The following is a 24,808-nucleotide window of genomic DNA, read 5'->3' as shown; positions in this document are numbered from 1 at the left end:
GGTCGCCCGGGACGTCCTCGCGGACCAGGACGGTGGCGTCCTGGATGTCGGGGTGGCCCTGGAGGGCGACCTCGATTTCACCCAGCTCGATGCGGAAGCCGCGCAGCTTCACCTGGAAGTCGATGCGGCCCAGGTACTCCAGGGTGCCGTCCTGACTCCAGCGGGCCTTGTCGCCCGTGCGGTACATGCGCTCGCCGGGCTCGGTACCGAAGGGGTTCGGGACGAAGCGTTCGGCGGTGAGGTGCGGACGGCCCAGGTAGCCGCGCGCCAGGCCTTCACCGGCGATGAAGAGCTCTCCGGCCACGCCCACGGGCACGGGGTGCAGGTTCGCGTCCAGCACGTAGGTGCGCGTGTTGAGCAGCGGGCCGCCCAGCGTGGGCTTCGTGCCCTTGCGGAGCGCGAAGGTGGTGGCGTCGACGGTGCACTCGGTGGGGCCGTAGACGTTGAAGCTGCGCGTGGTGTCAGACGCGGCCAGCAGGTTCCAGGTGGCCTCGTCGATGGCCTCGCCACCGGGGACCAGCAGGGTGGGCGCGGCGTCGCCTTCCAGCAGGCCCGCCTGGATGAGCAGCCGCAGCAGGGACGGTGTGCAGTCGATGGCCTGGACGCGGTACTTCCGCTGCCACGCGACCATCGCCTCCGCGTCCTGACGCGTGGACTCCGGGACGATGCACAGGCAGTGGCCGTCGAACAGTTGGACGAGCTGCTGCACGGAGGCGTCGAAGGCCAGCGGCGCGTTGACGCTGACCCGCGTACTGGTGGACAGCCCCTGGTAGACGGTGCGTCGCAGGGCCGCGTGCAAGTTGAGTACGGCGCCGTGCCGCACCATCACGCCCTTGGGCGTGCCCGTGGAGCCGGACGTGTAGATGACGTACGCGAGGTCTTCCGACGTCGCGCTCGGCGCCAGATTGTGCTCTGGCAGCGTGGCCCAGGAGGCGTCCTTTGCATCCACGCGCACCACTGACACGCCCTCTGGCAGCCAGGACGTGGCGAGGTGTTGCTGCGTGAGGACCACCGTCGCGGCGCAGTCCTGGAGGGCGAACGCGCGGCGCTGGTCGGGCCATGCAGGATCCAGCGGAACGTAGGCGCCGCCCGCCTTCATCACAGCGAGCAGGGCGACGATCATGTCCACGGAACGCTCGAAGCAGAGCGCGACGCGGGACTCGGGGCCGACACCGAGCGTGCGCAGGTGCCGGGCGAGCTGATTGGCCCGGGCGTTGAGCTGCGCGAAGGAGAGCGCCGTGTCCTCGAAGGACACCGCAGGTGCATCCGGCGTGCGGGCGACCTGTTGCTCGAAGGCGGCGGGGAAGGTGAGGCCTTGCGGCAGCGCCTCGCGGGTTTCGTTCCAGGCGTGGAGCAGTTGCTGGCGCTCGTCGGGCGTCAGCATCGGCAGCTCAGAGAGGCGCAGGTCGGGCTGGGCGGTGATGGCCTCCAGCAGCACCTGGAAGTGTCGGGCCATGCGGGTCGCGGTGGCCGGGGTGAGCAGGTCGACGCTGTACTGGAGGGTGCCGAGGAGTCCTTCCGGCGTCTCGTTCACGTCGAGGGAGAGCTCGAACTTGGCGAGGCCCTCGGCGGCGTCCCCGAGCGGGTGCAGGGACAGCGAGGGCAGGGCGAGCGCCTGCACCGGCACGTTCTGCATCGCGAAGAACGCCTGGAAGAGCGCGGAACGGCTCAGGTCGCGCTGCGGCTGCAGCTCCTCGACGAGCTTCTCGAAGGGGACGTCCTGGTGCTCGAAGGCTCCCAGGGTGGACTCGCGCACCTGGGCGAGCCACTGGCGGAAGGTGCTCGCTCCGTCCACCCGGGCGCGCAGCACCAGCGTGTTGACGAAGAAGCCGATGAGGCCCTCCGTCTCCGCGTGACGGCGTCCCGCGATGGGCGTGCCCACCAGCAGGTCGTCCTGCCCGGTGTAGCGCGACAGCAGGAGCTGCCACGCGGACAGCAGCAGCATGAAGGACGTGGCGCCCTCGCGCCGGGCCAGGGCTTCAACGGACCGGCTCAGCTCGGAGGACAGGTGCAGTGGCACCCGGGCGCCCCGGTTGGAGGGGACGGGCGGACGGGGGAAGTCCGTGGGCAGCGCCAACTGCGTGGGCGCCCCCGCGAGCTGCTGCTTCCACCACGCCACCTGGCGCGCCAGCACGTCGCCCTGCAACCACGAGCGCTGCCACACGGCGTAGTCGGCGTATTGGACGGGCAGCTCGGGCAGGGGCGAGGGGCGGCCCTGACGGAAGGCCTCGTAGAGCGCGGCCACTTCGCGCACCAGCACTCCGCTGGACCAGCCGTCGGAGATGGTGTGGTGCAGGTTGAGGAGCAGCACGTGCTGCTGTGCGGACAGCCGCAGCAGGCTGGCTCGCAGGAGCGGCCCCTGGGCGAGATTGAACGGACGCGCTGCATCCGCGTGGGCCAGACGGCGGATCTCGGCTTCCGCGGCCTCGTGCTTGCTCAGGTCGAGCGCGGGGAGGTGGAAGGATGCGGGCGCGTGGATGCGCTGCACGGGCGTGCCGCCCTCGTCCACCAGGGTGGTGCGCAGGGCTTCGTGACGGCGCACCAGCTCCGTGAAGGCCTGCTCCAACGCGGCAGCGTCCAGGGCGCCTTCCAGCCGGAGCGCGAAGGGCATGTTGTAGGACGCGTCGCCGGGCTGGAGCTGGGCGAGGAACCAGAGGCGCTGCTGCGCGAAGGACAGGGGCAGGCCCGCGTCCGTCCTCGGCGTGGGCCGCAGGGCAGGCAGTGCGGCCATGTGCCCCGAGGTGTCGATGCGCTGGGCGAGCTGCTCCAGGGTGGGAGCCTCGAAGAGGGCGCGCAGCGGCAGCTCCACCCCGAAGGTGGCGCGAACGCGGGCCACCACCTGCGTGGCCAGCAGCGAGTGGCCTCCCAGCTCGAAGAAGTGATCCTCGCTGCCCACGCGCTCGACGCGGAGCACCTCGGCCCAGAGCGCGGCGAGCTGCCGCTCCGTGGGCGTGCGGGGGGCGACGTAGCGCTCACGGTGCAGGGCGCTGGCTTCCGGCGAAGGAAGAGCCTTGCGGTCCACCTTGCCGTTGGGCGTGAGGGGGAAGGCGTCCAGCGGCACGAAGACGCCGGGCACCATGTACTCGGGCAGCTTCTGCTGGAGGTGGGCGCGCAGCTCGCTCGGGTGGAAGTTGGCGCCGACGACGTAGGCGACGAGGCGCGGGTCCCCTGTGGGGGAGTCGCGGCGTGCCAGGACGAGGGCCTGCTGCACGGACGGGTGCTGGCGCAGGGTGGCTTCGATTTCGCCCAGCTCGATGCGGAAGCCGCGCACCTTCACCATGAAGTCGGTGCGGCCCAGGTACTCCAGCTGTGCATCCGCGCGGCGGCGCACGAGGTCGCCCGTGCGGTACATGCGGGCGCCCGGCGTGAGGCTGAAGGGGTCCGGGACGAAGCGTTCGGCCGTCAGCGCCGGACGGTTCAGGTAGCCCCGCGCGAGCCCCGCGCCCGCGAGGAACAGCTCCCCGGGGACACCGGGCGGCTGCAACTGGAGCCGGGCGTCGAGGACGTAGGCGTGCGTCTCCGGCAACGGCCTTCCGAGGGTGGGCTCACCGTCACCCGCGGGCACCTCCAGGAACGTGGAGTAGGTGGTGTCCTCGGTGGGACCGTAGAGGTTGAAGACGTGCTGGACGGAGCCCGTGGCGTGGAGGGCCCGGGCCAGGGTGCCGGGCAGCGGTTCTCCGGCGAGGTTGACGGTGCGCACCGAGGCCGGGAGCGCCCCCGCACGCAGCAGCTCCGCCATGGCGGAGGGCACGGTGTTGACGAGCGTGACCTCGTTCCGCGCCGGCAGCGAGGCCAGCGCGAGGACGTTGTCCGCCAGGAGCACGGTGCCGCCACAACACAGCGGCGCGAACAGCTCGAAGACGGACAGGTCGAAGCAGACGGAGGTCGCCGCCAGCGTGCCGGCGAGCTGCGCGGGCGAGAAGACGCGGCAGGCCCAGTCGAGGAAGGCGGACGCGTTCGCATGGCTCAGCGCCACGCCCTTGGGCGTGCCGGTGGAGCCCGACGTGTAGATGACGTACGCGAGCGCGTCGGTGGGAACCTCCACGTCGGGAGGCGTGCGGGAGCGTGAGGCCAGGTCTTCCACCGCGGTGTCCAGGCACAACACGGCCCGCGTGGCGGTGGTGGGGCCCAGCAGGTCCACCAGGGACTGCCGTGTCACCAGCAGCGAAGCCCCCGAGTCCGCGAGCATGCCGTCCAGCCGCTGCCTCGGGTAGGCCGGATCCAGCGGCACGTAGGCGCCGCCCGCCTTGAGGACGGCCAGGAGCGTCACCAGCAACTCTTCGGTGCGAGGCAGCAGGACGGCGACACGGACCTCGGGGCCCACGCCCCGTGCGCGCAGGGCATGCGCCAACTGGTTGGCGCGCTGGTCGAGCGACGCGTAGCTCAGGCGCTGGTTCCCGACGATGAGGGCGGTGGACTCAGGCGTACGGAGCGCCTGCGCTTCGATGCGCTGGTGGAGCGGGGCGCGGCGCAGGGGCGGGGCGTCGGCGTCCCACGCGGTGATCAGCTGCTCGCGCTCCCCGGTGCTCAGGAGGGGCAGCTCCTGGAGCGGGGCTTCCGGGTGGGCCAGTGCGCCTTCCAGCAGCCGCTGGAAGTGGCTGGCGAGCCGGCGGATGCTGTCCTCACGGAAGAGGTCGGTGCTGTACGTGATGGAGCCGGACAGCCCTTCAGGGGAAGCCGAGAAGGCGAAGGTCAGGTCGAACTTCGCGGTGACCTGATCGACTTCGACGGGCTCGAAGGAGAGCTGGGACGTCTGGAGGGCGTGAGGGGTCGCGTTCTGGACCAGGAGCATCGCCTGGAAGAGGGGCGCGCGGCTCAGGTCGCGCCGGGGGCGCAGCTCCTCGACGAGTTTCTCGAACGGGACGTCCTGGTGCGAGTGGGCCTCCAGGGTGGTCTCCCGCACCTGCGCCAGGAGCTGGCGGAACGACGCCGCGTCCCCCAGGCGGGTGCGCAGGGCCAGCGTGTTGACGAAGAGGCCGATGAGCCCTTCAAGCTCCGCGAAGCGCCGGCCCGCGATGGGCGTTCCGATGACGACGTCATCCTGGCCGGTGTAGCGGGACAACACCGCGGACGTCGCCGCCAGCAGTCCCATGAACAGGGTGGTGCCTTCCTGCTGGCCCATGGCCTCCAGGGTCCGAAGCAGCGACGCGGGGAGGCGGAAGTGCACCGAGGCGCCGCGCGTGGACGGGACCGGAGGACGCGCGAAGTCCGTGGGCAGCTCCAGGTGCGCCGGTGCATCGGCGAGGTGCTGGCGCCACCAGGCGACCTGGCGCTCCAGCACGTCACCGTGCAGCCACGAGCGCTGCCACGCGGCGTGGTCGGCGTACTGCACCGGCAGCGCGGGCAGGGCCGTGGGCGTGCCGTCGTGGAAGCCCTGGTAGAGCGCGGCCACCTCGCGCACCAGCACGCCGGTGGACTCGCCGTCGGAGATGATGTGGTGCAGCGTCAGCAGCAGCACGTGCTGGGACTCACCCAGCCGCAGCAGGTGGGCCCGCAGCAGCGGACCCACGGCAAGGTCGAAGGGACGCGCGGCCTCTTCCGCGGCGAGCCGTCGCGCTTCGGCTTCCGGATTCGCGGAGCCCGACAGGTCCGTGCGGGGCAGGTGGAAGGGCGCGGGCGGGTGGATGTGCTGCACGGGCACGCCTTCATGCTGCGCGAGGGTCGTGCGCAGGGCTTCGTGCCGGTGCACCAGCGCCTCGAAGGCGCACTCCAGGGCCGTCGCGTCCAGGGCGCCGTGGATCCGCAGCGCCACGGGGATGTTGTACGCGGACGAGCCCGGTTGCAGCTGGTCCAGGAACCACATCCGCTGCTGGGCGAAGGAGAGGGGCGGCGGCGCGTCCGTGCGCGGGACGGGCACGAACGGGGGCAGGTCCCTGACGCGGCCCGCGTGCTCGATGCGCGCGGCGAGCCTCCGCAGCGTGGGCTCCTCGAAGAGGGCGCGCACGGGCAGCTCCACGCTGAAGGCCGCGCGGATCCGGGCGATCACCCGCGTGGCCAGCAGGGAGTGGCCGCCCAGGGCGAAGAAATCATCCCGCGCGCCGACGGTGGGCACGCGCAGCACGTCGGACCAGAGCGCCGCGAGCTGCTCCTCGGTCCCGGGACGGGGGGCCTCGTGGACGTGCGCCTGGGATTCGGGCACGGGCAGCGCCTTGCGGTCCACCTTGCCGTTGGGCGTCAGGGGCAGGGCGTCCATCATCACGTAGGCGGCGGGCGCCATGGACTCCGGCAGCGTCTGCTGGAGGTGGGCGCGCAGCTCGGCGGCGTCGGGCGTGCGGGTGCTCGGGACGACGTAGGCGACGAGCCGTGCATTGCCCGGCACGTCCTCGCGCACCAGGACGAGCGCCTGGGCAACGGCGGGGTGCTGACGCAGCAGGGCTTCGATTTCACCCAGCTCGATGCGCAGGCCGCGCAGCTTCACCTGGAAATCGATGCGGCCCAGGTATTCGAGCGTGCCGTCCTCGCTCCAGCGCGCCTTGTCGCCCGTGCGGTACATGCGCTCGCCGGGGGTGGTGGCGAAGGGATTGGGGACGAAGCGCTCGGCGGTGCGGGCGGGCTGGCCCAGGTAGCCGCGCGCCACGCCCGCACCCGCGATGAAGAGCTCGCCGGCGACACCGACGGGCACCGGTTGCAGGTGCGCATCCAGCACGTATGTGCGCACGTTGAGCAGCGGCCCGCCCAGCGTGGGTTGCGTCCGCGGACGGACGGCGAAGGCGGTGGCGTCCACCGTGCACTCGGTGGGGCCGTAGACGTTGAAGGTGCGCGTCCGCGTGGAGGCGGCGAGCGTCGCCCACGTCGTCTCATCCAGGGCTTCACCGCCGGGCACGAGCAGGGCCGGGGCGAAGTCTCCGTCCAGCAGGCCCGCCTGGAGCAGCAGCCGCAGCAGGGACGGCGTGCAGTCCAGCACGTCCACGCGGAACCCGCGCACCCAGGGCACCATGGCCTCCGCGTCCTGACGGATGGCGTCCGGGACGATGCACAGGCAGTGGCCGTCCAGCAACTGCACGACCTGTTTGACGGAGCCGTCGAAGGCCAGCGGCGCGTTGACGCTGACCCGCAGACCGGAAGCCTGTCCTTCGTAGACGGTCCGCTTCAGCGCCGCATGCAGGTTGAGCACCGAGCGGTGCTGCACCATCACGCCCTTGGGCGTGCCCGTGGAGCCCGAGGTGTAGATGACGTAGGCCAGATTCTCGGGGCCGGCCCACGGCACCGGATCGTGCGTCGGCTCCGAGGCCAGGTGTTCCCCGGCCACGTCCAGGCACGGCGTCTGGAGGCCCGAAGCCTCCAGCTCCGCGGCCAGTCGCGAGGGGGCGAGCACGACGCGGGCCGCGCTGTCCTGGATGGCGAAGGTCCTGCGCTGGACCGGCCAGGCGGGATCCAGGGGCACGTAGGCGCCACCGGCCTTGAGCACGCCGAGCAGCGCGACGACCATCTGCACGGACCGCTCGAAGCAGAGCGCGACGCGCACGTCCGGCCCGACGCCCCGGGCTCGCAGCGCGTGGGCGAGCTGATTCGACCGGGCGTTGAGCTGGGTGAACGTCAGGACTTCGTCCTCGAAGCGCACCGCGGGGGCGTCGGGCGTGCGCGCCACCTGCTGCTCGAAGAGATGGGGGAAGGTGCTTTCGCGCACCGGCTCCCGGGCGGTGTCGTTCCAGTCCACGAGCATCCGCTGGCGCTCCTCGAGCGTCAGCAGCGGCAGGTCGTGGAGGGGCTGTTCGGGCCTTGCGACGAGGGACTCCAGCAGCACCTGGAAGTGCCGTGCGAGGCCGGTGGCCGTGGCCCTGGAGATCCGCGCGGCGCGGTACTGGAGCACGCCCTGGAGGCCGTCCGGCGTCTCGCTCAGGTTGAGGGAGAGCTCGAACTTGCTGGGGGCCGCGAACTCCTCCCCGAAGGGACGGAGCGTCAGGGAGGGCAGGGCGAGCGCCTCCACCGGCAGGTTCTGCAACACGAAGAACGCCTGGAAGAGGGGCGTGCGGTCCAGGTCGCGCTCGGGATGGAGCTCCTCGACGAGCTTCTCGAACGGGACGTCCTGGTGCTCGAAAGCCCCCAGCGTGCCTTCCCGCACCTGGGCCAGCAGCTCCCGGAACGAAGCCGCCGCGCCGGGCCGCGCGCGCAGCACCAGCGTGTTGACGAAGAACCCGATGAGGCCTTCGAGCTCCGAGAAGCGCCGGCCCGCGATGGGCGTGCCCACCAGCAGGTCGTCCTGCCCGGTGTAGCGCGAGAGCAGGAGCTGGTACGCGGCCAGCAGGACCATGAACGGCGTGGCCCCTTCCTTCCGGGCCAGGGCGTCGACGGCGTGGCCCAGTTCCCGGGGCAGCCGCAGCGGGATGCGTGCGGCCTGCGCGGCCGGGGCGGAGGTGCGCGACGTCCCGGTGGGCAGCTCCAGTTGCGTGGGAGCTCCGGCGAGGTGCTGGCGCCACCAGGAGACCTGCTGCTCCAGCACGTCACCGTGCAGCCACGAGCGCTGCCACGCGGCGTGGTCGGCGTACTGCACCGGCAGCGCGGGCAACGCGGGGGAACGGCCCTGACGGAGCGACTCGTACAGGGCGGCCATCTCGCGCACCAGCACGCCGGTGGACCAGCCGTCGGAGATGATGTGGTGCAGCGTCAGCAGCAGCACGTGCTGCGAGCCACCCAGCTTCAGCAGGTGGACCCGCAGCAGCGGACCGGCGGCGAGGTCGAAGGGGCGCGCGGCCTCTTCCTCGGCGAGCTGGTGCACTTCGGCTTCGGGGTTCGCGGAGCCCGACAGGTCCGTGCAGGGCAGGTGGAAGGGCGCGGCCGGGTGGAGGTGCTGCACGGGCGCGCCGTCGCGCTGCGGGAAGGTGGTGCGCAGCGTTTCATGCCGGTGCACCAGCGCCTCGAAGGCGCGCTCCAGGGCCTCGACGTCCAGGGGCCCCTCCGCGCGTAGCGCCACGGGCATGTTGTACGCGGGAGAGCCGGGCTGGAGCTGATCCAGGAACCACAGGCGCTGCTGCGCGTACGACAACGGCAGGACGCCGTCTCGCGACGTGGGCACCAGCGGGGGGAGCCCGGGCAGGCCCTTCGTGGTGGCGTCAATTCTCCGGGCCAGCTCGCGGAGGGTGGGCGCTTCGAAGTGCACGCGCAGCGGCAGCTCCACCCCGAAGGTGGAGCGGATGCGGCTGACCACGCGGGTCGCGAGCAGGGAGTGTCCCCCCAGCTCGAAGAACTGATCATCCACGCCGATGCGCGGGATGCCCAGCACCTGCGACCACAGCTCGGCGAGCGCCTGCTCCGTGGGGGTGGAGGGCGGTTGGAAGGTTCCGCTCCCGGTGGGCTGCTCCGGCACGGGCAGCACCTTGCGGTCCACCTTGCCGTTGGGCGTCCGGGGAAGCGCGGGCAGCACGACCAGCGCCGCGGGAACCATGAAGCCGGGCAGCCGCTGCTGCACGTGCGCGCGCAACGCCGCCACGTCCGGGAGGGCGCCGGCCTGGGTCGGTGCCACGTAGGCGACGAGCCGACGGTCGCCGGGCACGTCCTCGCGCACCACCACCACCGCTTCGTGGACGCCGGGGAAGGCGCGCAGGGCCTCTTCCACTTCGCCCAGTTCGATGCGGAAGCCGCGCACCTTCACCTGGAAGTCGATGCGGCCCTGGTACTCCAGCGTGCCGTCCGCCTTCCAACGGATCTTGTCTCCCGTCCGGTACATGCGTGCGCCCGGGACGGAGGCGAACGGATCCGGCACGAAGCGCTCCGCCGTCAGGTGCGGCCGGTGCAGGTAGCCGCGCGCCAGCCCGGCCCCGCCCAGGTACAGCTCCCCAGGCACGCCCACCGGCACGGGGCGCAACTCCGCGTCCAGCACGTACGCCTGCGTGCCCGCGAGCGGGCGGCCGATGGACGGCGGCAGCGCGGACTGCTCCGACACGCGCGCGTACGTCGAATAGGTCGTGTCCTCCGTGGGGCCGTAGAGGTTGAACACGTCCCGCACCGTCCCGGTGGCGTACAGCGCCCGGGCCAGGGCCGCCGGCAGCGGCTCCCCGGCCAGGTTCACCGTGCGGACCCCCGAGGGCAGCGCCTCCATCCGCAGCAGCTCCGCCATCGCGGAGGGTACCGTGTTGACGAGCGTCACTTCGTCCCGCGCCGGCAGCGACGCCAGCGCCAGGGCGTTGTCCGCCAGGTACACCCGGCCGCCACGGGCCAGGGGGACGAACAGCTCGAACACCGACAGGTCGAAGCTCACCGAGGTCGCCGCCAGCACGCCGGCCAGCTGCTCACCGGAGAAGGTGTCCAGTGCCCAGTGCACGAACGCCACCGCGCTGCGGTGTGCCACCGCCACGCCCTTGGGGCGTCCCGTGCTTCCGGACGTGTAGAGGACGTAGGCCAATGCATCCGACAGTTCACCGCGCTCCGGCCGGTGCGACGGCTGGTGCGCCACGGCCGCGAAGCCGTCCAGCAGCACGTCCTGGACACCCGGGGCCGCCAGCCGCTCCGCCACCGAACGCTGCGTCAGCCGCACGGGCGCGCGCGAGTCCTCCAACATGGAGGTCAGCCGCTCCCGCGGGTACGCCGGATCCAGCGGCACGTAGGCACCGCCAGCCTTCAGCACGCCCAACAGCGCCACCACCAGCTCGGCGGTGCGCTCCAGACACACGCCCACCGCAACGTCCGGGCCCACGCCCAGCGCACGCAGGTGGTGCGCGAGCTGGTTGGCCCGCGCGTCGAGCTGCCGGTAGGTGAGCCGCTGCGTGCCCACCACCAACGCGATGGCGTCGGGGGTGCGCTCCACCTGCGCTTCCACCAGGTGGTGCAGTGCTCCGGCCGTCGAAGGCACCGGGCCCGTGCGGTTCCAGGCGACGAGCACCTGCTCGCGTTCGGCCGCGTCCAGCAGGCTGACGTGGGACACGGGCGCCTCCGCGTCCGCCGTCACCGCCGTGAGCAGCCGCGCGAAGTGCCGCGCCATGCGCGCCACCGTCGCCTCGTCGAAGAGGTCGGTGTTGTAGCCGAGCGTCCCGACGAACGCGCCGTCGCGCTCCTCCAGGCCAAGGCCGAGGTCGAACTTGGCGCTGGTGTCCTCCACGGGCTCCATGCCCAGCACCAGGCCGGGCAGCGCGAGCGTCGTGCCCGGGGCGTTCTGGAGCGCGAACATCACCTGGAACAGCGGACCCCGGCTCAGGTCGCGCTGGGGGTGCAGCGCTTCCACCAGCCATTCAAAGGGCACGTCCTGGTGCGCGTAGGCCGAGAGCGCGGTGGTCCGCACGCGGGCCAGCAGCCCGGCGAAGGAGTCCCGCGCGTCGATGCGGGCGCGCATCACGAGGGTGTTCACGAAGAAGCCGATGAGGCCCTCGGTCTCCGCGTGGTGACGGTTCGCGATGGGCGAGCCGACGCTCACGTCGTCCTGGCCGGAGTAGCGCGACAGCAACAACTGCCAGGCCGCCAGGAGCACCATGAAGTCGGTGGCGCCGTGCTTCTGGGCCAGCTGCTTCACGGCGTCACCCAGCGCGCGCTCCAGCCGCACGGGGACGGCCGCGCCGTTGAAGGTCTGCACGGCGGGCCGGGGCCGGTCCGTCGACAGCTCCAGGGCCGCGGGTGCTCCCTCCAGGGCGTCGCGCCACCAGGCCAGCTCGCGCCCCAGCGTCTCTTCCCGCAGCCACTTGCGCTGCCACACGGCGTAGTCCGCGTACTGGAGGGGCAGCGGCGGCAGGGCGGGCGTCACGCCTTCGTGGAAGGCGCGGTACAGCTCGCCCAGCTCGCGCACCAGGATCGCGATGGACCAACCGTCGGTGACGATGTGGTGCAGGGTCAGCAGCAGCAGGTGCCGCTGGGACTCCAGGCGCAGCAGCGTGGTCCGCATCAGCGGCCCGCGCGCCAGGTCGAACGGGCGCCAGGCTTCCGTCACCGCCAGCCGCCGGGCCTCCTGCTCGCGCGTCGCCGCTGGCACGGGCTCCAGGTCCACGACGGCCAGCGCCGTGAGTGACTCCGGGTGGACGTGCTGCACGGGCGCATCGCCCTGGAGCGGGAAGGTGGTGCGCAGCACTTCGTGACGCTGGACCAGGGCGTGGAGCGCCCGCCGCAGGGCCTCCGTGTCGAGCGCGCCCTCCAGCCGCACCACGCTGGGCACGTTGTAGGTCGTGCCGCCCGGCTGGAGCTGATCCAGGAACCACAGGCGCTGCTGGGCGAACGACAGGGGCGGGGGGCCCGCGTGCTCCACCCGCTCCATCGCGGGCGCGGTGACGCGCGGCAGGTGCGCCAGGCGCTCCGCGAGCAACTCCACCGTGGGCGCTTCGAACAACTGGCCCAGGGGCAGCTCCACGCCCAGCGTGGCGCGGATGCGGGAGACCACCTGGGTCGCCAGCAGGGAGTGGCCGCCCAGCTCGAAGAAGTCGTCGCCGACGCCCACGCGCTCCAGGTGCAGCACCTCCGCCCAGATGGCGGCGAGCCGGGCTTCCGTCTCGTTGCGAGGCGCGGTGAAGGCGTCCACCGGGGCGGGTGCCGGGGCCTCCGGCGCGGGCAGGGCCTTGCGGTCCACCTTGCCGTTGGGCGACAGCGGCAGCGCGTCCAGCAGGACCACCGCCGAGGGCACCATGTAGTCCGGCAGCACCTGCTGCACCCAGGTCCGGACCGCCTTGCCGTCCACCGGCGTGCCCACCACGTACGCGACGAGCCGCTTGTCGCCCGGCACGTCCTCGCGCACCACGACCACGGCCTCCGCCACGCCAGGACACCGGCGCACCGCGGCCTCCACCTCGCCCAGTTCGATGCGGAAGCCGCGCACCTTCACCTGGAAGTCGGTGCGGCCCAGGAACGCCAGCGTCCCGTCCGCCCGCCACTTCACCTGGTCCCCGGTGCGGTAGAGCCGCGTCCCCGGCTGGGTCCCGAAGGGATTCGGGACGAAGCGCTCCGCGGTCAGCTCCGGCTGATCCAGGTAGCCCCACGCGAGCCCGTCGCCTCCGACGTGCAGCTCACCGGGCACGCCCACCGGCACGGGCCGCCCGGCCGCATCCAGCACGTACGCCGTGGAGTGCGCCAGGGGCCGGCCAATGGGCACCTGGTGATCCACCGCGTCCCCATGCCGCAGCGTCTGCGTCACGGAGAAGGTGGTGTTCTCCGTCGGCCCGTAGCCGTTGATCAGCACCGCGCCCTGCGGCATCCGCGCCAGGTGTTCCCGGACGCGCACGGCGGGGAGCACGTCGCCTCCGGCCAGCAGCTGGTTCACGCCCGCCAGTGCGTCCGGCTGGTGCTGCGCCATCTGTTCGAACAGCGCGGCGGTGAGCCAGAGCGAGTCCACCGCGTGCCGCGTCAGCAGCCCGCCCAGCTCCTCCAACGACAGCGCGTGCGGCGGGGCCAGCACCAGCCGCGCCCCGTGCAGCAGGGCTCCCCAGAGCTCCAGCGTCGACGCGTCGAAGGCCACCGGCGCGGCCTGGAGCCAGGTGCGCTCCGGCCCGAAGCGCGCGAAGCCCTGGCCCTCCACGAGCCGCACCACGCCCCGGTGGGGCACGCACACGCCCTTGGGCTGGCCCGTGCTCCCGGAGGTGAACATCACGTAGGCGAGGGCCTCCGCGCCTCCGCGCGATTCGGGCGCGCTCACCGGCCGGGCCGCGAGCGCCTTCGTCTCCTCGTCCAGGAGCACCAGCAGGGCGCCGGTGTCCGGAAGATCATCCGCCAGCGAGGACTGCGTCAGCAGGACGCCCACGCGCGACTGCGACAGCATGGACAGCTGCCGCTGCGCGGGGGCCCCCGCGTCGACCGGCACGTAGGCGGCTCCGGCCTTCAGCACGCCCAGCAGCGCCACCACCAGCTCCACCGAGCGCTCCAGGTACACGCCCACGCGCGCGCCAGCGGTCACGCCCAGCGCCCGGAGGTGGTGCGCGACCTGGTTGGAGCGTCGCTCCAGCTCCGCGTACGTCAGGGTCCGCTCCGCCTGGACCAACGCGACCGCGTCCGGCGTGCGCGCGGCCTGCGCGGAGAACCGCTCGTGAATGGTCGCATCGCGCGGGTAGTCCGACGCGGTGGCGTTCCACTCGCGCAGCAGCCGTGCCTGCTCCGCCGCGTCCATCAGCGGCAGCGCGCCGAGGGTCTGCTCCGGCGCCTCGGTGATGCCCCGGGCCAGCGTGGCCAGGTGGGAGGCCATCGCCTCCACCGTGGCGGTGTCGTAGAGGTCGGTGTTGTGGACGAGCGCGCCGGTGAAGCCCTCCGCCGTCTCTTCCAGGTGCAGCGAGAGGAAGAAGGGCGACGTGCGCGGCTCTGGATCCAGCAGCCGCAGCGCGAGCCCCCGCACGGACAGCTCCGGCATCGGCGTGTTGTGCAGGGTGAACGTCACCTGGCACAGCGGCGGATGGCTCAGGCTGCGCTCGGTCTGGAGCGCCTCCACCAGCTTCTCGAAGGGCAGGTCCTGGTGCGCGAAGGCCCCCAGCGCGGCCTCCTTCACCTGGGCCAGCAGCTCGCTGAAGCGCAGGTCGCCCCGGGGCTTCGCCCGCAGCACCAGCGTGTTGACGAAGCAGCCCACCAGCGCCTCGGTCTCCACCCGGTGGCGCCCGGCCACCGGCGAGCCCACCAGCACGTCCTCCTGTCCGGAGTACCGGTGCAGCAGCGTCTGCCACGCCGCGAGCAGCACCATGAAGGGCGTGGCGCCCTCGCGCAGCGCGAGTGCCTTGAGCGCCTGGGACACGTCCTTCGGCAACCGGACCGGCACCCGGGCGCCGTGGAACGTCTGGGCCGCGGGGAGCGGACGGTCCGTGGGCAGCTCCAGCACGCGGGGCGCGCCCGCGAGCCTCGCCTTCCAGTACCCCAGTTGCTTCTCCAGCACCTCGCCCTGGAGCGTGCGCCGCTGCCACACGGTGTAGTCCACGTACTGCACGGGCAGCGCCGGCAGGGTGGGCTCACCGCCCGCGGAGAGGTCCGCGTAGAGCGAGGCGATCTCCCGCACCACCACGCCCATGGACCAGCCGTCGGAGACGACGTGGTGCAGGGTCAGCAGCAGCAGGTGCCGCTGGGGCTCCAGGCGCAGCAGCGTCGCGCGCATCAGGGGGCCTCGCGCCAGGTCGAAGGGCTTCAGGCCCTCCTCGGCGGTGAGGCGCGCGGACTCGCGCTCGCGTTCGTCCGGGGACAAGGCCTCCAGGTCCACGCGCTCCAGCGTCAACGACGTGTCCGCGGCCAGCACCTGCACGGGGCCGTCCGCCTCCGAGCGGAACGTGGTGCGCAGCGCTTCGTGCCGCCGCGCGAGGTGCTGGAAGCAGCGCTCCAGCACGGCCACGTCCAGCGGCCCGTCCATCCGGACGGCGGTGGCGATGTTGTGGAAGGGGCTGCCGGGCTCCATCTGATCCAGGAACCACAGCCGCTGCTGGGCGAACGACAGCGGGAAGGCCTGCCCGTCGCGGGCCTGGGGAAGCAGGGGCGTCGTCGCGACCGACGGCAGGGCCTGCTGCAGCTCGATGCGCGCGGCCAGCTCCGCCACCGTGGGGGCGACGAAGAGCTCGCGCACGGGCAGGTCCGCGCCCAGGGATTCACGCACGCGCGAGACGACCTGCGTGGCCAGCAGCGAGTGGCCTCCCAGCTCGAAGAAGTTGTCGTGCAGGCCCACCTGCTCCAGCCGCAGCACCTGCGCCCACAGCGACGCGAGCGCCTGCTCCAGGGCGGTGCGGGGCGCCACGAACTCGCGCTCCAGCTCCGGGCGGGCGCCGTCGGGATCCGGCAGCGCCTTGCGGTCCACCTTGCCGTTGGAGGTGATGGGGATGGCCGGCACGGCGAGGAAGGCCGAGGGCACCATGTACTCGGGCAGCTTGCGGCCCGCCCAGCGGCGCAGCTCGGACACGGAGGGCAGCGCTTCACCCGCGCGCGCCACCAGGTACGCCACCAGCCGCCGGTCTCCTCGCGCGGGGCCGCGGGCGTCCACCACCGCCTCCTGCACCGCCGGATGCTCCGCGAGCACCGTCTCGATTTCGCCGGTCTCCACGCGGAAGCCGCGCACCTTCACCTGCTGGTCGGCGCGGCCCAGGAACTCGATGTTGCCGTCCGGGAAGAAGCGGGCCCGGTCTCCCGTCTTGTACATGCGCGTGCCCGGCGCGGAGTTGAAGGGATCCGGCACGAAGCGCTCGGCGGTGAGCGCCGGGGCGTGGGCATAGCCGTCGGCCAGACACTCGCCGCCGATGAAGAGATCGCCCGTGACGCCCACCGGCTGGGAACGCAGGCGCGCGTCGAGCACGTAGTAGCGGGCGTTGGAGATGGGGCGGCCATACGGGATGGACGTCCACGCGGGCTCCAGCGCGCCCACGCGGAAGAAGTTGGACCAGATGGTCGCTTCCGTGGCGCCACCCAGGCTGATGACCTGGGCGTGGGGGAAGACGGCGCGGATGGCGTCCGGCAGGGTGAGGGGGATCCAGTCGCCGGAGAGGAACACGCGCCGCAGGGCCGGGCCGCCCGCGCCGAAGTGCGTCGTCAGCTGTTGGAGCGCGGCGGGCGCGCTGTCCCAGAAGGTGATGTCGCGCTCGCGCAGCAGCGCGGCCAGCCGCTCCGGATCGCGCAGGTCCTTCGCGGTGGCGACCACCAGCGTCCCGCCGACGGCGAGCACGCCGAACACGTCGTAGACGGACAAGTCGAAGCAGGGCGAGGTGACGAAGAGCAGCCGCTCCGTGGGGCCCACCTGGAACGTGGTGTTCACCCAGTGGATGAGGTTGATGGCGGGCGCGTGGCGCACGGAGACGCCCTTGGGCCGGCCCGTGGAGCCCGACGTGTGGATGATGTACGCCAGGTTGTCCGGCCGCACGTCCGTCGTCGGGGTGTCCTCGCGGCCGGCGCTCAGCTCCAGCCCGCCCTCGCCCAGGCAGAGGACGCGCACGCCGGTGTCGCTGAACGCGTCCGCCAGCGGGGCCTGGGTGAGCAGGATGGCCGCGCCGGAGTTGCGCAGGATGAAGGCGGAGCGATCCGCGGGGTACTCCGCGTCGATGGGCACGTACGCGGCCCCCGCCTTGAGGATGCCGAGCATCGCGACCAGCAGGTCGAAGGAACGCTCCAGGCAGAACGCCACGGTCTGCTCCGGCCGGACGCCCAGGGACAGCAGGTGCCATGCGAGCCGGTTGGAGCGCAGGTGCAGCTCGCGGTACGTGAGCCGCTCATCGCCCAGCTCCGCGGCGATGGCGTCCGGGGTGCGCAGGGCCTGGGCGATGAACAGCTCGTGCAGGCAGCGCTCGCGCGGGAAGTCGGCGCGGGTGTCGTTCCACGCTTCGAGGATGCGCTGCTGCTCCGGGGGCGTGAGCCAGGCCAGATCGTCCAGGCGCGCCTCCGGCCGGGCCAGGGCGGACTCCAGCAGCACGCCCAGGTGCGTCACCATCCGGGTCGCCGTCGCCGCGGTGAACAGGTCGGTGCTGTACTCGAGCGAGCCCCGGTAGCCGTCCCCGGTGTCCGTCAGGGACAGCACCAGCTCCAGCTTGGCCGTCTGGCTCTCCTGCTCCACCGGAACGAACGTCAGCCCACCGGCCTCCAGCGCTCCGCCCGGAGCGTTCTGCAGGGCGAACAGCACCTGGACGAGCGGCGGCCGGCTGAGGTCGCGCTCCAGGTCCAGGGCCTCCACCAGCCGCTCGAAGGGCACCGACGGGTGCGCGAGCGCGCCCAGCGTCGTCTCCCGCACCTGTCCCAGCAGCGTCAGGAAGCTCTCCGCGCCGGACAGGCGCGCGCGCAGGGGCAGCGTGTTGACGAACAGGCCGATGAGGCCCTCCCACTCCGGACGCTCGCGGCCCGCCACGGGCGTGCCCACGACGACGTCGTCCTGGCCGCTGTAGCGACCCAGCAGCGCCTGGAAGGTCGCGAGCAGCGCCATGAAGGGCGTGACGCCGTGGCTCAGGCAGAAGGCCTCCAGCGCGGCGGTGAGCGCGCGCGGCAGGTGCACGGGCTGCGAGGCGCCGCGCGGCGACAGGGTGGCGGGGCGGGGGAAGTCGGTGGGCAGCTCCAGCGAGCGCGGCACGTGGGCCAGCTGGCGCCGCCAGTACGCGAGCTGGGACTCCAGCGCTTCGGCCTGGAGCACGTCGCGCTGCCAGTGCGCATAGTCGGCGTACTGCAACGGCAGCGGCGTCAGCGGCGCGGGCTGTCCGGCCCGGAAGGCGCGGTAGAGGGCCGCCATCTCGCGGATGAGCACGCCCATGGACCAGCCGTCGGAGACGATGTGGTGCATCGTCATCAGGAGCACGTGCCGCGTGCCGTGCAGCTTCAGCAGCGTCATGCGCAACAGCGGACCGTGTTCCAGGTCGAAGGGCCGCACGGCCTCCGCCAGCATGAGGCGCGTGGCCTCCGCTTCGGGCTCCGCGTGGCCGGACAGGTCCACCACGGGCAGGGGCACGGGCCCAGCGGGATGGATGACCTGGACCGGCCTGCCGGAGGCGTCACGGAAGGTGGTGCGCAGGGCTTCGTGGCGGAGCACCAGCGCGTCGAAGCCCTGGCGCAGCGCGTCCACGTCCAGCTCGCCCTCCATGCGGAGCGCCGCCGGGATGTTGTACGTGGCGGTGCCGGGCTGGAGCTGCTCCAGGAACCACAGGCGCTGCTGCGCGTACGACAGCGGGAGCACGCCGTCGCGAGGCGCGAGCTTGAGCGGCGCCAGCCGGCTGCCCGGTCCGGCCTGGAGCGCGGCGTCCACCTGGAGGGCCAGCCGCTCCACGGAAGGCGATTCAAAGAGGGCCCGCAGCGGCAGGGCGATGCCGAAGGCCGCGCGCAGGCGGGACAGGGCCTGGGTGGCGAGCAGCGAGTGGCCGCCCCGTTCGAAGAAGTCGTCCTGTGCGCCCATCTCCGGCACGCGCAGCACCTCCGCCAGCAGCAGCGCGAGGCGCCGCTCCGTGTCCGTGCGCGGGGCCACGTAGGCCCGCTGCGTGAGCGCGCCTTCCGGCGCGGGCAGGGCCTTGCGGTCCACCTTGGCGTTCGCCGTGAGGGGCAGGGCGTCCAGCGGGACGATGGCGGACGGCACCATGTACTCCGGCAGGCGCTGCTGGAGCGACGCGCGCAGCGCGGCGAGAGCCACCACATGGTCCTCGGCGGGCACCACGTAGCCCACGATCCGCTTGTCGCCCGGCACGTCCTCGCGCACCACGGCCACGGCGGCGCGGATGCCCGGCGCCGCGAGCAGCGCGGCCTCCACTTCGGACAGCTCCACGCGGAAGCCGCGCACCTTCACCTGGAGGTCGGCGCGGCCCAGGAACTCCAGCACCCCGTCCACGCGCCAGCGCGCCTTGTCGCCGGTGCGGTAGAGCCGCGCCCCTGATTCGGCGCCGAACGGATCCGGTACGAAGCGCTCGGCGGTGAGGTCCGGCCGGCCCAGGTAGCCCCGCGCGACGCCGGGTCCGCCGACGTACAGCTCGCCCGGGACGCCCACGGGCATGGGCTGGAAGTGATCATCCAACAGGTACACCCGCGTGTTGGAGATGGGCTGGCCAATGGGCACGCTGGTGCCCGGCTGCTCCGGCCGCGTCATCCGGAAGCACGTCGTGAAGAGCGTGGCCTCCGTGGGGCCGTAGCAGGCGGTGACGGGGATGCGCAGCGTCTCCAGCACCTTGCACACGTGCGGGGCGGAGACGACGTCGCCGCCGGTGAGCAGCTGCCGGACGCCGCGCAGGCTGTCCGGCTTCAGGTCCACCACCTGCGTGAAGAGGCCGGAGGTGAGGTGCAGCGTGGTGACGCGGTGGTGCTCCAGGACGTGGCCCAGCAGCTCCAGGTCGCTGGGGGACTGGGGCGGAAAGAGCACCAGCCGACCGCCAAAGGCGAGCGGCCCCCACAGCTCCAGGACGGAGGCGTCGAAGGACACCGGCGCGATGAGCAGGAACGTCTCTTCGGGCCCCAGGTGCGCGTAGCGGGGCGCGTGCAGCAGCCGCTGGATGCTGCGGTGGTCCACCGCGACGCCCTTGGGACGGCCGGTGCTCCCGGAGGTGAAGACGACGTAGGCCAGGTTCCGCGCCGACACGCCGGTGACGGGCGGCGTGGACGGCAGGGCCTTCCAGCCGTCCTCCTCCACGTAGACGCGCCGCGCGGACTCCAGCTCCGGCAGCTTCGCGCCCAGCTCCCGCGTGGTGACCAGCACCCGCGCGCCGGAGTCCTCCAGCATGTGCGTCAGGCGCTGGGCGGGATAGGAAGCGTCCAGCGGCACATAGGCGCCGCCGGCCTTGAGGATGGCCAGCAGCGACACCATCAGCTCCGGCGAGCGCTCCAGGCACAGCGCCACGGCCACGTCGGGGCCCACGCCCAGCGAGCGCAGGCGGTGCGCGAGCCGGTTGGCGAGCGCGTCCAGCTGCGCGTAGGTGAGGCGGTGTTCGCCGGACTCCACGGCCACCGCGTCCGGACGCTGCGCGGCCTGCCGCTCCACCAGGGTGTGCAGGCAGGTGTCCGCGGGGTAGTCCGCGTCGGTCGCGTTGAAGCCCTCCATCACCTGGAGCCGCTCGGCCACGGGCATCAGGGGCAGGGTGGAGAGCGGCGCGTCGGGAGAGGCGAGCGCGCCCTCCAGCAGCACGCGCAGGTGTCCCGCGAGGCGCTCGGCGGTGGCCGGCGCGTACAGGTCGGTGTTGTACGTGAGGGTGCCGTGGAAGCCGTCACGCGTGGGGAAGAGGGACACCTCCAGGTCGAACTTCGACGTGCCGGGGTCCAGGTCCAGGGGCTGCAGCTTCATGCCCGGCACCTCCAGCACGCCCTGCGGCGCGTTCTGGAGGGCGAAGAACACCTGGAAGAGCGGCGGGAGGCCCAGGTTGCGCGCGGGCTGGAGCTCCTCCACCAGCTTCTCGAAGGGCACGTCCTGGTGCGCGTAGGCGCCCAGCGTGGCCTCCCGCACCTGGTCCACCAGGGCGCGGAAGGACGCGGCCTGTCCGGGGCGCGCGCGCAGCACCAGCGTGTTGACGAAGAAGCCGATGAGGCCTTCGAGTTCGGAGAAGCGGCGGCCGGCGATGGGCGAGCCGACGAGGATGTCGTCCTGCCCGCTGTAGCGGTGGAGCAGCGTGTACCAGGCGGCCAGCAGCACCATGAACGGCGTGGCTTCCTGCTGGCGGGCCCGCTCCTTGATCGCGTCCGCGAGCTCGCGCGGCAGGTGGAGGGGAACGACGGCGCCCCGGAACGAGCGCACCGGGGGACGCGGGAAGTCGGTGGGCAGCTCCAGCGTCGCGGGCGCGCCGGCCAGCGCCTCACGCCACCAGGCCAGCTGCGTGGGCAGCCCGCCGCCCTGGGTGAGGAAGCGCTGCTGCCAGAGCGCGTAGTCGGCGTACTGCACCGGCAGCGGGGGGAGCGCTGGAGGCTGTCCGGCCCGGAAGGACAGGTAGAGCGCGGCCAGCTCCCGCACCAGCACGCCCATGGACCAGCCGTCGGAGACGATGTGGTGCATCACCAGCGCCAGCACGTGCCGCGCGTCGTCCAGGCGCAGCAGGGTGGCCCGCAGGAGGGGACCCTGGGTGAGATCAAACGGGCGGGACAGCTCCTCCAGGGCCCGCCGCCGCGCCTCGGCGTCGCGGGTCTCCGGCGGGAGCGCGCGCAGCTCCACCCATTCGAGCGGAACGGGCGCGGGCGGGTGGATGCGCTGCACGCCCTGGTCGTCCACCGACGCGAAGGTGGTGCGCAGCGCTTCGTGCCGCTGCACCAGCGCGTCCAGGCTGCGGCGCAGCGCCTCCACGTCCAGTGCGCCCTCCATCTGGAGGACCGCGGGCAGGTTGTAGGTGGCCGTGTCGGGTTCGAGCTGATCCAGGAACCACAGGCGCTGCTGCGAGGACGACAGCGGCAGCGGCCCTTCGCGCCCGCTCGCCACCAGCGGCGGGAGCGCCAGCACGGCCGGGGCCTCGGAGCGGGGGCGCTGGCGCTCGCGCACGCGCTCCGCGAGCCGCGCCACCGTGGGCGACTCGAACAGTTCGCGCACCGCCAGCTCCACGCGGCACCGGTCGCGCAGGGCCCCGAGCAGTTGCAGGCCGATGACGGAGTCCCCGCCCAGTTCGAAGAAGCTGTCGTGGATGCCGATGGGGTGGATGCCGAGCAGCCCGCTCCACACCTCACACAGCTCCGTCTCCAGGGCGTCGCGCGGCGGCGCATGGGAGACGCTCAGCTCCGGCCGGTTGCCCGGGTCGGCCGCGGTGGCGTTGCTCCCGGCCACGGTGTCCGCGGGCTCGTCGGCGGGAGGCACGGCCTGGGTGGCGCCCGGCGGCGGCGCTCCGGGCCCCAGGGTGGGCTCCAGCCAGTGGCGCTGCCGCTCGAAGGGGTAGGTGGGCAGCGACACGCGGCGGCGCGCCGCGCGGCCGTTGAAGGCCTTCCAGTCCACCTCCACGCCCGCCTGCCACGCCTTGCCCACGGCCTCCAGGAGGACGGGCACGTCACGCTCGCGCTCCATCGCGTGGGGCAGCGTGGGGGACACGACGACGCCCGCCGCGCGCTCCGGGTGCTGGAGCGCGAAGGTCGTCAGCGCGTTGCCGGGGCCCACCTCCAGCGCGAGCAGGTCCGGCTTGCGCAGCAGGGCCGTGATGCCCTGGGAGAAGCGGACGGCGCCGCGCAGGTGCCGGGCCCAGTAGTCGGGATCCGTGGCCTCCGCCGCCGTCAGGGGCTGGCCCGTGAGGTTGGAGTACAGCTCCACCTGCGGCGCCTTGCGCTCCACCGCGCGCACCGCGCGGGTGAAGGGCTCCAGGATGGGGTCCATCATGGAGGAGTGGAAGGCATGCGACGTGTGCAGCCGCCGCGCCTTGAGCCCGCGCGCGTCCAGCAGCCGCTCCAGTGACTCCACCGCCACCAGGGGACCGGCGACGACACAGCGGCCAGGGGCGTTCACCGCCGCCAGCGACAGCTCCCGTCCCAGCAGGGGCAGCACGGCCTCCTCCGCGAGGGGCACCGCGCTCATCGCGCCCGGGGGCAGGCCCGCCATCAGCCGGCCGCGCTCGCACACCAGCGTCACCGCGTCCGTCAGCGAGAAGACGCCCGCCAGACACGCGGCGACGTACTCACCGATGCTGTGTCCCAGCAGCGCCGTGGGGCGCAGGCCCCAGTGCATCAGGAGCCGCGCCAGCGCGTACTCCACCGCGAAGAGGGCGGGCTGGGCCCACTCCGTCGCCTTCAGCCGCGCGTCCGCTTCGTCGCCCGCGCCGCCCAGCACCAGGGTGCGCAGGTCCACGCCGCGCAGGGTGCGCACCCGCTCCGCGCACGCGTCGAAGTGCTCGCGGAACACCGGCTCGCGGCGGTGGAGGCCCGCGGCCATGCCGGCGTACTGCGAGCCCTGGCCGGAGAACAGGAACGCCACCGGGGGCCGCTGGGCGGCCTGCTGGCGCGTGGGCAGCCGCTCCGGCGTGGAGAGCGCCGCGAGCGCGTCCTGCGCGTCGCGCACCACGGCGAAGCGGCGGTGCGTGAAGTGCTGGCGTCCGGCCTGGAGCGTGAACGCCACGTCCGCGAGCGGCGCCTCCGGCAGGTCGGCCAGGTGGTCCGCCAGGTTGTCGGTGGCCCGTTGCAGCGCTCCGGCCGTGCGCGCGCTGAGCACGAGGAGCTGGTAGGGCTCCGCGGGGGCGGAGGCCTCCGCGCGGGGCGGCTCCTCCAGGATGACGTGCGCGTTGGTGCCGCCGATGCCCAGCGAGGACACGGCCGCGCGCCGGGGGGCGCCTCCCGGCGGGGCGTCCCAGGGCAGGGGGCGGTCGTTGACGAAGAAGGGGCTCTCCGGCAGCTCCAGCGCCGGGTTGGGGCGCTTGAAGTGCAGGCTGGGGGGGATGACCCGGTCGCGCAGCGCGAGCGCGACCTTGATGAGGCCCGTCACGCCGGACGCGGCGTCCAGGTGGCCCACGTTGGATTTCACCGAACCGATGGCGCAGAACTGCTTGCGCCGGGTGGACTTGCGCCACGCCCGCGTCAGGCCCTGCAACTCGATGGGGTCGCCCAGCCGCGTCGCGGTGCCGTGGGCCTCCACGTAGCCGATGCTGTCCGGCTCCACGCCCGCGTTGCCGAGCGCCTCCAGCACCACCTCCGACACGCCGTCCATGCTGGGGGCGGTGAAGCCGACCTTGTTGCTGCCGTCGTTGTTGATGGCGGTGCCCAGGATGATGGCGTGGACGGTGTCGCCGTCCGCCATCGCCCGATCCAACGGCTTGAGCACCACGCAGCCCACGCCGCTGCCGAAGAGGGTGCCCGTGGCGTCCGCGTCGAAGCTGCGGCAGTGCCCGTCCACGGAGGCCACGCCCCCGGCGGAGTGCATGTAGCCATTGCGGGTGTGCACGAGCACGGAGGCCCCGCCGACGAGGGCGACGTCGCACTCCTCGTTGAGCAGGGCCTGGCAGGCGACGTGCGTGGCGACGAGCGACGAGGAGCACGCGGACTGCACCAGGTGGCTGGGGCCGCGGAGGTTCAGTTTGTAGGACACCCGCGTCGTCAGGTAGTCCTTGTCGTTGGCCAGCTGGAGCTGGAGCGGATCCGTGGCCAGCGCCACCGGATTGCGCATCAGGTTGTAGAGCAGGTACGTGTCCATGGCCGCGCCCGCGTAGACGCCCACGCGGCCCGGCACCTGCTGCGGGTTGTACCCGGCGTCCTCCAGGGCCTCCCAGGCGCACTCCAGGAAGTGACGGTGCTGCGGATCCAGCAGCGCCGCCTCCCGGGGCGTGATGCCGAAGAACGCGGCGTCGAACTGCTCCATCTCCTCCAGGTACGCCGCGGCCCGGACGTACCCGGGCTGGGCCACCTGCTCCGCCGGCACGCCGCGCCGCACCAGCTCCTCCGGCGTGAAGAACGACACCAGCTCCGTGCCTTCGCGCACCTGTCGCCAGAAGTCCTGGACCCGTTCGGACTTCGGGTAGTGCCCGGCGATGCCGATGATGGCGATTTCAGTTCCGGTGCGGCTCATGGCGGTTCTCTCGTGCTGCGGACGGCTGGAAGGAAGGGGAGCAGCGGTGGG

1 protein-coding gene is annotated in these 24,808 nt (G+C 72.9%); it reads right to left on the bottom strand.

Features of this window, described 5'->3' with window-relative positions:
• Window positions 1-24,757, bottom strand: a 24,757-nt coding sequence (locus D7X12_RS04825; protein ID WP_120624091.1) for a non-ribosomal peptide synthetase/type I polyketide synthase, incomplete at its 3' end; no start/stop codon positions are given.
• Window positions 24,758-24,808 lie beyond the last annotated feature (51 nt).

This window comes from Corallococcus sicarius, assembly GCF_003611735.1.
Taxonomy (GTDB): Bacteria; Myxococcota; Myxococcia; order Myxococcales; family Myxococcaceae; genus Corallococcus; species Corallococcus sicarius.
The sequence above is the reverse complement of the archived record's forward strand: the minus strand, read 5'-3'. Positions and strand labels throughout refer to the sequence as shown.